Origin of the sequence: Alcanivorax sp. P2S70 (genome assembly GCF_000475295.1) — a bacterium.
Classification (GTDB): Bacteria; Pseudomonadota; Gammaproteobacteria; order Pseudomonadales; family Alcanivoracaceae; genus Alcanivorax; species Alcanivorax profundi.
The window spans coordinates 115,870-127,879 of the sequence record NZ_AXBZ01000012.1 but is presented as its reverse complement, the minus strand read 5'-3'; the positions used below and the strand labels follow the sequence as shown (position 1 = coordinate 127,879).

Annotated in this window: 11 protein-coding genes and 1 tRNA gene; 6 read left to right on the top strand and 6 right to left on the bottom strand. The window is 59.0% G+C overall.

Annotated elements, in window-relative coordinates:
* Nucleotides 1–90 precede the first annotated feature (90 nt).
* The 4 genes from hisF to hisB form a co-directional block, all read right to left on the bottom strand.
* Nucleotides 91–867, bottom strand: a complete 777-nt coding sequence (hisF, locus tag Q672_RS22875; RefSeq protein ID WP_022984773.1) for an imidazole glycerol phosphate synthase subunit HisF — start codon at nt 865–867, stop codon at nt 91–93.
* Between the two features lie 15 nt (nt 868–882).
* Nucleotides 883–1,623, bottom strand: a complete 741-nt coding sequence (hisA, locus tag Q672_RS22870; protein WP_022984772.1) for a 1-(5-phosphoribosyl)-5-[(5-phosphoribosylamino)methylideneamino]imidazole-4-carboxamide isomerase — start codon at nt 1,621–1,623, stop codon at nt 883–885.
* Nucleotides 1,624–1,709: 86 nt separating this feature from the next.
* Nucleotides 1,710–2,351: an imidazole glycerol phosphate synthase subunit HisH gene (gene hisH / locus Q672_RS22865; RefSeq protein WP_022984771.1), complete on the bottom strand. Its 642-nt coding sequence runs from the start codon at nt 2,349–2,351 to the stop codon at nt 1,710–1,712.
* Nucleotides 2,344–2,952 (bottom strand): imidazoleglycerol-phosphate dehydratase HisB, encoded by a 609-nt coding sequence (gene hisB, locus Q672_RS22860; RefSeq protein ID WP_022984770.1) that lies wholly within the window; start codon nt 2,950–2,952, stop codon nt 2,344–2,346. The genes hisH and hisB overlap by 8 nt, the downstream gene beginning before the upstream one ends.
* A gap of 153 nt (nt 2,953–3,105) precedes the next feature.
* On the opposite strand from hisB, the gene Q672_RS22855 reads away from it, so the two are divergent.
* Nucleotides 3,106–3,417, top strand: a complete 312-nt coding sequence (locus Q672_RS22855; protein ID WP_022984769.1) for a GNAT family N-acetyltransferase — start codon at nt 3,106–3,108, stop codon at nt 3,415–3,417.
* A 78-nt stretch (nt 3,418–3,495) separates the two neighbouring features.
* Here Q672_RS22855 and Q672_RS22850 read toward each other — a convergent pair whose 3' ends face one another.
* Nucleotides 3,496–5,340, bottom strand: coding sequence for a sensor histidine kinase (locus tag Q672_RS22850; RefSeq protein WP_022984768.1), 1,845 nt, complete (start codon nt 5,338–5,340; stop codon nt 3,496–3,498).
* A gap of 250 nt (nt 5,341–5,590) precedes the next feature.
* Between Q672_RS22850 and Q672_RS22845 the strand changes: the two genes are divergently transcribed.
* From Q672_RS22845 to Q672_RS22825, 5 genes are all read left to right on the top strand, one after another.
* Nucleotides 5,591–7,804 (top strand): AsmA family protein, encoded by a 2,214-nt coding sequence (locus tag Q672_RS22845; RefSeq protein ID WP_022984767.1) that lies wholly within the window; start codon nt 5,591–5,593, stop codon nt 7,802–7,804.
* 91 nt (nt 7,805–7,895) lie between these two features.
* Complete coding sequence (mutY, locus tag Q672_RS22840) at nt 7,896–8,984, top strand: A/G-specific adenine glycosylase (RefSeq protein WP_031226179.1); 1,089 nt, start codon at nt 7,896–7,898, stop codon at nt 8,982–8,984.
* A 33-nt stretch (nt 8,985–9,017) separates the two neighbouring features.
* On the top strand, nt 9,018–9,302 hold the full coding sequence (locus tag Q672_RS22835) for an oxidative damage protection protein (protein WP_022984765.1): 285 nt from the start codon (nt 9,018–9,020) through the stop codon (nt 9,300–9,302).
* A gap of 53 nt (nt 9,303–9,355) precedes the next feature.
* Nucleotides 9,356–9,431 (top strand) — tRNA-Phe (locus Q672_RS22830).
* Between the two features lie 120 nt (nt 9,432–9,551).
* Nucleotides 9,552–10,343, top strand: coding sequence for a M48 family metallopeptidase (locus Q672_RS22825; RefSeq protein ID WP_022984764.1), 792 nt, complete (start codon nt 9,552–9,554; stop codon nt 10,341–10,343).
* A 75-nt stretch (nt 10,344–10,418) separates the two neighbouring features.
* Here Q672_RS22825 and Q672_RS22820 read toward each other — a convergent pair whose 3' ends face one another.
* Nucleotides 10,419–11,948: a flavin-containing monooxygenase gene (locus Q672_RS22820; RefSeq protein WP_022984763.1), complete on the bottom strand. Its 1,530-nt coding sequence runs from the start codon at nt 11,946–11,948 to the stop codon at nt 10,419–10,421.
* Nucleotides 11,949–12,010: the final 62 nt, after the last annotated feature.

The window sequence follows — 12,010 nt, the reverse complement described above, 5'->3', positions numbered from 1 at the left end:
AGCTGCACGCTCCAGGTCACGCTGAGCGTGCAAGGAGTTATTCAGGGGCTCCCTCACGGCTACAGACCGCGACGGCTGACGCGAATCACCTCAATCCAATCGCATTTCCACACCGGCGTTCTGCATGTAACGCTTGGCATCTGCCACGGTGTACTCGGCAAAGTGGAAAATCGAGGCCGCCAGCACTGCATCCGCCCCGCCCTGAATCACACCATCCACCAGGTGCTGAAGGTTACCCACCCCACCGGAGGCAATCACCGGCACCGGCACCGCATCGGAAATGGCACGGGTCAGGGCAATATCAAACCCGTTTTTGGTGCCATCGCGATCCATACTGGTCAGCAGGATCTCGCCAGCTCCGTAATCCGTCATGCGCTTTGCCCACTCGACCGCATCCAGCCCGGTGGGCTTGCGGCCACCATGAGTGAAAATTTCCCAGCGGTTAGGCTCGCTTTCCGCACTGACTTTCTTGGCGTCGATGGCCACCACAATGCACTGTGAGCCAAAGCGCTCAGCGGCTTCGCGAACAAACTCCGGGTTGTGCACCGCAGCGGAGTTGATGCCTACCTTATCCGCCCCCGCGTTAAGCAGGTTACGGATATCTTCAAGGGTGCGAACGCCGCCTCCCACCGTCAGCGGGATAAACACCTGGCTGGCGATCTGCTCCACCGTGTGCAGGGTGGTATCACGCCCTTCATGGCTGGCGGTGATATCCAGAAAGGTAATTTCATCGGCACCGGCGTCGTTATAACGCTTGGCCACTTCCACCGGGTCCCCCGCATCGCGGATATCCACGAACTGGACTCCCTTGACCACTCGCCCGTCGTCCACATCCAGACAGGGGATAATCCGTTTGGCTAAGCCCATGACAATATCCTCCGATCAGGCACCGATCAGCTCGTCGGAAAGCGCCTGGCCTTCAGCGAAATCCAGCGTTTTCTCGTAGATAGCTCGGCCGGTGATAGCACCACTGATACCCAGTTCTGACACCGCGCACAGGTTACGCACATCTTCCAGATTGGTGATACCACCAGAAGCAATCACCGGAATGGAAATGGATTCGGCCAGGCGCAAGGTGGCTTCCACATTCACCCCCTGCAGCATGCCGTCACGGCTGATATCGGTGTAGACGATGGCAGACACACCATCATCCTGAAACTGCCGGGCCAGGTCGATCACATCAACATCAGTAACATTCGCCCAGCCATCGGTCGCCACCTTGCCGTCTTTGGCGTCCAGTCCGACGATAATGTGGCCGGGGAACTGCTTGCACATGTCACGCACAAACTCGGGTTCGTTCACCGCCTTGGTACCGATGATCACCCACTGCACACCGGCATCCAGATACGCCTGGATAATCTCCGGGCTGCGGATCCCCCCACCAATCTGAATCGGCAGATCCGGATGCTTCTGGGCAATCGCCTTGACGATATCGCCATTCACCGGCTCACCGGCAAACGCCCCATTCAGGTCCACCAGGTGCAAACGGCGAGCCCCCTGCTCTACCCAGTGGGTGGCCACCGCCACAGGATCGTCGGAAAATACCGTGTCGTCTTCCATACGCCCCTGCTTGAGGCGAACACATTTACCGTCTTTCAAATCAATGGCAGGAATCAAAAGCATCGTGATTTCTCAAAACTGGGTTGCCCTACAGGAAGGCAACGGATGAAACGGGGTTATCGCTGTCAACTGTCCACTATCAATGGATCTCAAGGCTGCCAGCGCAGGAAATTTTCCAGCAGGGTCAGGCCGGCATCTGCGCTTTTCTCCGGGTGGAACTGCACCGCAAAGACATTATCGCGCGTGACCGCAGCGGCAAAACGGCGACCATAGTCACAGTAGCCCGCCACGTCAGACTCCGGCACGTCGGTGGCGCAGTAGCTGTGGACAAAGTAGAAACGGGCATTATCGGCAATGCCTGCCCACATGGGGTGAGCCATGCCCTGCTGGACCTGGTTCCAGCCCATGTGGGGCACTTTCAGCTTGTTACCGGTTTCACCCAGCATCTCACCGAAAAAACTCACCTGACCACTGAACACGCCCAGACAGTCAATACCGTTGTTTTCTTCACTGCGGGCCAGCAAGGCCTGCATGCCGACACAGATGCCCAGCAATGGCTTGCCCGCCGCCACCACATCGTGGATGGCCTGATCGAGCCCGGTGTCGCGCAGCACTGCGATACAGTCCCGGATCGCGCCGACACCGGGAAACACCACCCGGTCCGCCGCGCGAACCTGGTCCGGGTCGCTGGTAATCAAAATCGTCTGGCCGCTGGCCACTTTCTCCAGCGCCTTGCTCGCAGAGTGCAAATTACCCATGCCGTAGTCGATGACGGCAACCACTTCAGTCATCTTTTTCGCTCAACGTACCTTTGGTGGAAGGGGTAATGCCGTCCATGCGCGGATCAGGCTCCACCGCCATGCGAAGGGCGCGCCCGAAAGCCTTGAAGACCGTCTCGGCCTGGTGGTGGGCATTCTTGCCACGCAGGTTATCGATGTGCAGGGTCACCATGGCGTGGTTGACCAGCCCCTGAAAGAACTCGTAGAACAGGTCCACATCAAAGCCGCCAATGCTGCCGCGGGTGAAATCCACGAACATTTCCAGACCGGGGCGGCCCGACAGGTCGATCACCACGCGCGACAGGGCTTCGTCCAGCGGCACATAGGCATGCCCATAGCGGCGAACACCTTTCTTGTCACCGATCGCCTTGGCAAAGGCCTGCCCCAGGGTGATGCCGATATCTTCCACCGTGTGGTGGGCATCGATGTGCAAATCCCCTTTGGCCTTGATCTCCAGATCGACCAGACCATGGCGAGCCACCTGATCCAGCATGTGCTCGAGAAACGGCAGGCCGGTGTCCAGCTTGCACTGGCCAGTGCCATCCAGATTGATCGTGACCTGAATCTGGGTTTCCAGGGTGTTGCGCTCAACAGTAGCGCTTCGCTTGCTCATCTCTTTCTCCCGGTTTGAAGAGCCTCTGCATCGTCATCCCACCCGCCCAACGCACCAACAACGGTGCCCGGAATACACAAAGGGGTTATTCAGAAGATCCAGGGGCGGCTATTATACGCAGCCCGACAGCCCCGAACCAGCGAAGGAGCCCCCATGCCGATCAGCGTTCAGGCCCACCCCCTGACCCAGCAAGAATGTGACACCTTTGACAAGGTGCTTCGCGAAGACCCGCAATACCGTGAAAAGCTGGCATCCGCGCTGTCTACAGGCGATCGCAGGCTGTTTGTGGCCCACTTCAACGGCCAGCGGGTGGCTATCGCCCTGATAGAAGAAAACCAACCGTGTCTGGACTGGATGGTGGTTCATCCGGCCACTCGCGGCCGGGGCGTTGGCAAGGATTTCGTTCGTCTGATCGGCAAGGCCCTGGGCGAGCCACTGACGCTGCCGGACCACTGCACCGGCTGACAGGGTTACTCGCTCAGCAGGGGGGCCGTTTGGCAACGCCTGGCGTGCTCATCCTGCAAGGCGTTATTCATAGGTTCCCTAGGCCAGTGGCAATCGCAAGTGCAGAGTAAAGCCCCGGCCCGGCCCGGCACTCTCCGCCCAAAGCTGCCCGCCGACCTGCTCGATCATGACCCTGCCCATGGCCAGCGATAGCCCGAAGCCCTCCTCATGATGGCGCGAGCCCATCACAAAGAAGGGCTCCAGGATATGTTCCAGCTGCTCACTGGTCGCACCCTTCCCTTCATCGCGAATGCAGATATCCGCATGCCCTGCCGGCACATCCACGTCAGAGGTAATTTCAACACTCCCCCCCTCCGCACTGAAACGCAGGGCATTATCCAACGCCATGGCAAACACTTCTTTCAGCTCGCTTTCGCAGGCCCGGACCCGCAAGTTCGGTGACACCCTGTTCCTCACTGTCAGCCCGGCACGCTCAATCTGTTCATCAAGATCCCGAATCAGCGCATCCAGCACCCACATAGGCTGGCACGCCCCCATCAGGGGAGGCTGATTTCGGTCAGACAAGTCAAAATAGCGCAGCGACGTACCGACAATACCGGTCAAGCGCTTTTGCCCCTTGCGTACCATGGCCCATACATCTGCTTCACTTTCACCCTGACTGCCCTGCCCCAGGGTATCCGCCGCTCCGATCCAGTTGATCGGGGTATTCAGCTCGTGGCTGATGTACTGCAGGAACATGGATTTGTCCTGGTTCATCTGCTCGATATCCGCAAGGTGGCGCTCCAGTGTATGTTGCGCCTCCTGTGCGAGTTGCTTGCGCTCATTTTCAAGAAAACGGATCCGGTCTCCCAGCGCCAGAGACAGCATGACTACCACCCACAGGGCCCCGAAGTGAGGCAAGTAAGGCACCACGACGCTGTAAGGCATCAGCCCAAGGTTGCCCAGCGCAAACAGGAAAATCGTGAGCAAAAAGACAGACCAGGCCAACACATACAAGCGGGCCACCCGGAACCCCTGCCGCCACACGGTCCAGCCCAGCCAGCTGAACAGCACCACTGTTATCAGCGCGACAATGGTCGAAAGGTGGTAGGAATACGGCGGCTCAAGCAACCACTGCAACAGGAAGGCCACGCCAATCAGAATTTGATAGCGCTGTAACAGACGCTCATAGCGGGGGAAACGTTGGGCAAGTTGCAAAAATTGCCGGGAATAAAGCGACAGAGACAGGGCGATGATGTAGGTGGCCAACCAGAAGTACTCATTGACCTTGGGCCATTCCGGCCACAGGTACTGCAACCCGAAACCACTGACACAAATATTGAAATAAATCACACCACCGAGAAACATCACGAAATGCAAGTGCACGTTATCTCGTAACGACAGGTATAACAGAAGGTTGTAGACCAGCATGATCACCAGCGAGCCGTAAAAAAGGCCCTGAAGCAACTGCTCCAGATAGGTAAACTCTACCAACCCCTTGGCGCTATAGAGCATGGGCAGCATGTTGAGCGCCCCCTTGCCCCGGATCTTGATGTAATACTCGGTAACCCCTCCTGAGTCTGTCTCCAACGCGAACACGAAAGAACGATGATTCATCGGGCGTAGAGAGAACGCACGGGTATCCCCCACTGCATACTCCTGAAAGCCCCCCTCACCATCCGGTACAAAAAGGGTGATTTCATCCAGAATGGGATAGCGTTCTACCAGAAACCAGCTCCCCTGCGCCTGCGAAGCATCTACCGCAAAGCGCAACCAGATGGTGCTTTGCGTAAAACCAAAATTCAGCGCACTGCTATCGTTGTTGCGAAACCGGCTGGCAAAATGGGTTCGCACCTGATCCAGGGACCAGTTCCCTTCCGGGTCCTCCAGTATCTGCATCTTCTCGCCCAGCGAAACGCGCTCACCGGCTTCTGCGAGAGACACAGGTGATACCTGTACCCCCCAAGCTGCCCGTGACAAAAAAACCAGCAACAACAGCAATAGCGTGTGGAACTTTCGCAAGCGCCCTTCCCCTAACATCACATCGATAATTATTTTAACTGCGCCGCTGTATAACGCCGTTCTTACCCAGGCAGCCCGGGAATGCACAGGGAGTTTTACAGCTGCGTCGTATAGTCTGTCACTTCCGACTGCTATAATCCGTGTCATCTGGCCAACGCGCAAGGAGAGCTACATGGGACGCCTGCTAAAAATTTTGCTGATCACGGTTTTTGCCATCATCCTGCTATTAGCGATTGCCATTTTTGTGATCACCCAGGTCATTGATCCCAATGAATTCAAACCCGAGATCGAAAAACAGGCCCGCGAACAGGCCAACCTGACCCTGGATATCCAGGGAGATCTCGCCTGGCAGTTCTGGCCTTCGCTCGGCGTCAGCATCGGTCGCACCGAAGCACGCATTGCTGACGAGGACGACCTGTTCGCCGCCCTCAATGACGCCAGCCTCAGCGTGGCCGTGCTCCCCCTGTTCTATGGGCAAGTAGAAATGGATGGCATCAGCATCAGCGGTGTCGAAGTGAACCTGGTCGATAGCCCGGAAGGTGCCAACTGGGAACAAATTGGCCCGCAAACCGAGGCAGAAACCGCCGCTGAAGAAAGCCCAGCTGAAGACGACACAAGCAGCGGCAGCATGGATATCCCGCTGACCATTCCCAGTGTGGCCGTCACCGATGGCAAGGTCCGCTATCGCAACACCGCCGATGGCACCGACATCGTGGTAGAGCATTTCAATCTGAACGCCCAGGACGTGAACCTGGACGCGCCGTTTCCGCTGCAGATGTCCCTGCGCTATCAGGACCAGAGCGATATGCGCGTGGACCTGAACCTGGACACCGTGCTGGCAGCAGATATCGACAACAGCCACTTTGTTCTTAACCCGATGAAGCTGGACGCCAACATTGCCGGCGCCACCACCATGCCGGTGGAGGTGCATCTGGAGCAGAATCTGGATGTAAACCTCAATGAAGACACCCTCAGCATCAAGGATCTGCTGCTAACCGCCGCGGGCACGCAAACCCGCGGCAATGTGGACGTCAAAGCCCTGACCGGCGATCTCCAGCTCAGCGGCAAGCTCACCACCGAGCCGTTCGATGCCAACAAGGCACTGGAAGCCATTGGCGAAGCGCCCATCGAGACCAGCGATGACAAGGCCCTGAGCAAAGTCGCTCTGGATGCCACCCTTGGCGGCGAGCCCGGCAGCATCATGGTCAGCCCGTTGCAGATCACCCTGGACGACAGCACGCTCAGCGGCAGCGCCGGTCTGGCCAGCCTGGAGAGCGGCAAGATCGTCTTCGATCTGATCCTCGACAAGATTGCACTGGATGGCTACATGCCGCCGGCCAGCAACACCGAAGAACCCGTCACCGCTGCCGCCGGCGGCGGCAAGACCGGCGGCACCAACAGCCTCAGCGAGGAAGAGCTGATTCCGGTGGACACCCTGCGTCCGCTGCTGCTGGACGGCAAGCTGGCCATTGGCCAACTCAGCTACGACGGCATCAATGCCAGCGACATGAAATTTGCGGTCACCGCGAAAAACGGTGTCCTCAAACTGACCCAGGCCACCGGCAGCACTCTCGGCGGCAACTTCAGTGCCAACGCCACCCTGGACGCCTCCGGCAGCACCCCGAAACTGTCCGCCAGCAACACGATCCGCACCGTGCAAATCCAGCCCATTGCCCAGATGGCCCTGGAAGACGATCTGGCCAAAGGCATTTTCTCCATGTCGGGCAACTACAGCGCCAGCGGCAACAGCGAGAAAGCACTGATGAACTCCGCCAAGGGCAATATCGACCTGAATCTGACCGATGCCACTGTGCGCGGCCTGAACCTGTACCACACTCTGGTCGGCGGCGTGAACGACATGCTTGGCCAGTTCCAGGGGCTTGCCACCGCGCTCATCCCCGGGCAGGAATCCGGTAAACTGCCCTCCGCCCTGTCCGAAGATACCAAGATCCTTGATCTCGCCTCCAAAGCGCGGCTGGACAAGAATGTCGCCTACCTGGACAGCCTCAACGCGACCCTCAGCAAAGGCGAGATTAGCGGCAACGGCTGGATGAATATCCTCAATCAGGATTTCGATCTGAAGATTGGCATGCAGTCCCCGGAACTCGGCAAATCCAAGTATCTGGAGGGCACCACCTGGCCTCTGCGCTGCGAAGGCAATCTGGCGGGCAGCCCTGCCAAGTGGTGCGGCCCCGACAAGGATGGCTTCAAGGACATCGGCAAACAGGTCGCCGCCAAGGCCACCCAGGACAAACTGAAGGAAAAGCTCGGCATTGAAGGCGAAGGCGATACCGCCGAAGAAGTCATCAAGGATGCCGCCCAGAAGAAAGCCAGGGAAGAGGTCAACAAACAACTCCAGGATGGCCTGAAAAAGCTGTTTAAATAAAAGAGGCGGCACACTGCACGCCAAAAACCAAAATCACGCGTAGGGCGGAAATGGGCGAAAGCCCATCTCCGCCATGACCATCCAGAACCTGATGCCCATCGAATCTCTTAGCCCAAAACGTTTCAGTCAGGCACTGCTGGCCTGGTACGACCAGCACGGTCGCCAGGACCTGCCCTGGCAGCATCCGCGCACGCCCTACCAGGTGTGGATCTCTGAAATCATGCTGCAGCAGACCCAGGTCGCCACGGTGATCCCGTACTTCGAGCGCTTCATGGAACGCTTCCCGGATGTACAGACCCTGGCCCTGGCCGAGCAGGATGAAGTGCTGCACCTGTGGACCGGGCTGGGCTACTACGCGCGCGCGCGCAATCTGCACAAGTGCGCCAGGCAGCTGCTGGAAAATTATCAGGGAGAGTTCCCCGACACCGTGGACGAGATGGCCACCCTGCCCGGCATTGGCCGCTCCACCGCCGGTGCCATCCTTGCCCAGAGCCGCGGGGTGCGCGCCGCCATCCTCGATGGCAATGTGAAACGGGTGCTGGCCCGCTATCACGCCGTGCCCGGCTGGCCCGGCAAGAAACCGGTAGAAACCCGGTTATGGGAGCTGTCCGAGCATTACACCCCCGATACCCGGCTGGCGGATTACACCCAGGCAATCATGGATCTGGGCGCCACCCTGTGCCGCCGAGGCACCCCGGACTGCGGCGCCTGCCCCCTCCAGCGCGGATGCCAGGCCCATGCCAACGGTAATCCGCAGGATTACCCCGGCAAGAAACCGAAAAAAGCCCTGCCCGTCCGTGCCACCACCATGCTCATTCTGCGAGACCCGACAGGACGGGTCTGGCTGGAGCAACGCCCGCAGCAAGGCATCTGGGGCGGGCTCTGGTGTTTCCCCCAGACCGAGACGGAACACCCACTGGCCGAGGCCCTCAGCGCCCGCGCCTTTTCCGCGGTAGACGCGCCGCAACCGCTCGCGTCGTTTCGTCACACCTTCAGCCACTACCACCTGGATATTTCACCACTGGAAGTGACCGTGCAGGCGGCAGGCACCCGCGACACGACGAGCCTCGGAGACGGTCGCTGGGTGGATCCACGGGCCCCCGGCAAGCTCGGGCTGGCCGCACCGGTGAAAAAGCTGCTGGCCACGCTGGACGCCCCGCGTCAGCCACGCATGGTATAGTCCCCAACACACTCACACAGCCACGGAGTTGCCATGAGCCGCACGGTACTGTGCCGCAAATACCAGAGCGAACTGGAAGGACTCGATCGCCCGCCCTTCCCCGGCCCGAAGGGGCAGGACATTTTCGATAACGTGTCGAAGAAAGCCTGGCAGGAATGGCTCCACGAGCAGACCATGCTGATCAACGAGAAGCACCTGAACGTGATGGACCCACAGGCCAAGACCTTTCTCGACGAACAACGTGATCGTTTTCTGAACAACGAGAGCTACGAAAAAGCCGAGGGTTACACCCCCGTTGCTCACGATGCGAACAAATAAACCCGCATGGCTTGACGCACCCGTCTCCAGCGGCTTTAATACGCGCCCTGATTGCCCGGATAGCTCAGTCGGTAGAGCAGGGGATTGAAAATCCCCGTGTCGGTGGTTCGATTCCGCCTCCGGGCACCATCTTCGAAAAGGCCTCGCTTCGCGAGGCCTTTTTCGTTTCCGTTCCCCACCACCACCGGCTACCCAAGCCTGTCGCGCTACGTTACCGTGAATGTTCGACCCACAACCTGGCAATGCGCCGTGCAACGACCCTGGCTTCTACTACTCTCGCTTCTGGCTTTATCCGGCTGCGACAACACCCCCACCGGCCGTGAACAACTGGCTCTGGTACCGGACACCCTGATGGCCGACTTTGGCCGGCAAGCCTTCGTGCAAATGCAGCAGCAACTGCCTGCCAGTCAGGATGACAACGCCAACAGCCAGGTTCAGTGTGTCGCTGAGCATCTGATAAGCCGCATCCCGGCACGGTTTCCGGGCTCGCCGTTGCCAGACAGCTGGGAGATCGTGGTCTTTGCCGATGCCACCCCTAACGCCTTCGCATTGCCTGGCGGCAAGATCGGCGTCAATGAAGGGCTGCTTCAGGTCGCCAATAACGATGCGCAATTGGCCGCCGTGATCGGCCATGAGATTGCCCATGTTCTGGCACGCCACGGCAACGAGCGCCTGACCCAGGAACTGGGTATCAAGGCTGTCTTGTTTCTGATCGGGCTGTTCAGTGAAGGGGACGCGGATACCGAGAATATCCTGCAGGCATTGGGCGTCGGCGCCTGGCTGGGCATTGCCCTGCCGTTCAGCCGCGCTCACGAGGAAGAAGCCGATGTGATGGGACTGGAGTTAATGGCAAGCGCCGGTTTTGATCCCCGACACAGCACCCAGCTATGGCGCAACATGGCCGCCGCCAGCGGCGCACAACCGCTGGAGTTTCTGTCTACTCACCCCAATCACGAATCGCGCATTGAAATGCTGGGAGAAAAGATGGACGCCGCGCTTCGGCTTTATCAACAAAGCTCGCCAGTGTCCTGCAACCCGTAAATCCGGGCCTTGCAAGCCAGGCTCCAGCAGTACGAAAACCACCGTTGGAGCCCGGTTCACAAGGCGAACCGGCCACTATGCTCTGGCGGCACCCACCGCAGCAGAGTTTTTAACCGCCGGCTGCCAACGGTAATCTTTCATGTTCACATTCCAGGTGCGAGCCATGAACTGGAACGTTGCATGGGGCCACAGGGCTGTATTGCGGCCATCCGCCTGCTGGTACCAGCTGGTGCAACCGCCGTTCTGCCATACGGTGCCTTTCAGCTCGTCCTGCAGCTTGTCGTTGTAGCGATCCTGCACTTCCTGCTTCACATCCAGCCAGGCATCACCACGGGCATCCAGCTTGCCGATGGCATCCATGATGTACCGCACCTGGCTTTCGATCATGAAGATAATGGAGTTGTGGCCCAGGCCGGTATTCGGCCCCACCAGCTGGAACATGTTCGGGTAACCGCTCACGGTCGTGCCGAGATAGGCTTGGGCCGCGTCTTTCCAGTCGTCCTGCAAACGGCGCCCGGGCAGCCCGGTAATCTCGAAATCCTTCATGTAGATCCGCGGGTCCACCACAAAGCCGGTGCCCAGTACCAGACAATCCGCCTGCTGCTCGGAACCATCGCTGAACACCACGCTGTGCTCACGGATTTCCTTCACCCCTTCAGTCACCAACGCCACGTTATCGCGGTTAAAGGTCGGGTAATAGGCATTGGAGATCAGAATGCGCTTACACCCCAGGGTGTAATTGGGCACCAGCTTGCGAGCGGTTTCCTTGTCTTTCACCTGATAGTGGATAAAGGCCTTCAGAGCGGGCTCGGCCAGCCGCGCAATGCGCGGGTTGAAGATCGGCAGCACCCGGGCTTCATTACTCAGATACAGGCGCAAACGATGCAGCTGGCGCAGGGCAGGCACCCGACGGAACAACCACTTGCTCATGCCAGAGTAGGCACGCTCATCGCGGGGGATGATCCACGGCGGGGTCCGTTGCACCACCGTCAGATGACCGGCCTCTTGCGCCACATGGGGTACATACTGGATCGCACTGGCACCGGTACCGATGGACACGACCTTCTTGCCGCTCATGTCGTAATCGTGATCCCACTGGGCGGAGTGAATGATCTTGCCCTTGAAGTTCTCCATGCCCTTGAAGTTGGGGAAGGACGGCACATGCAGCGGCCCGCTGGCCAGCACCCAATGCTGACAGATCAGCTGGCTGCCGTCGGCCAGATTCAGGGTCCACAGGGCCGCCTGGTCATCAAAATGGGCACCGGTCACCTCGGCATTGAAGCGGGTGAACTGACGAATGTTGTGCTTGTCGGTCACTCCCTGAATGTAATCGTGAATCTCCTGCTGCCCGCTGTAGCGATGGCTCCAGTCCGGGTTCGCTTCAAACGAGAAGGAATACATGTGCGACTGCACATCACAGGCCGCGCCCGGGTAGCTGTTGTGGTACCAGGTCCCCCCCAGGCCATCGCCTTTTTCCAGAATCACAAAATCATCGATGCCGGCCTCACGCAGCTTGATCGCCATGCACAGGCCGCCGAAGCCGCCACCAACAATGGCGACTTTGACGCGACGGGTTTTAACGTTGATACGGGCCTGACTTGTCATTGGTATTCTCCTCGGGACGCTCACGGGCTCCTTGGGAACCTCTGAATAACGCCTTGCATGCT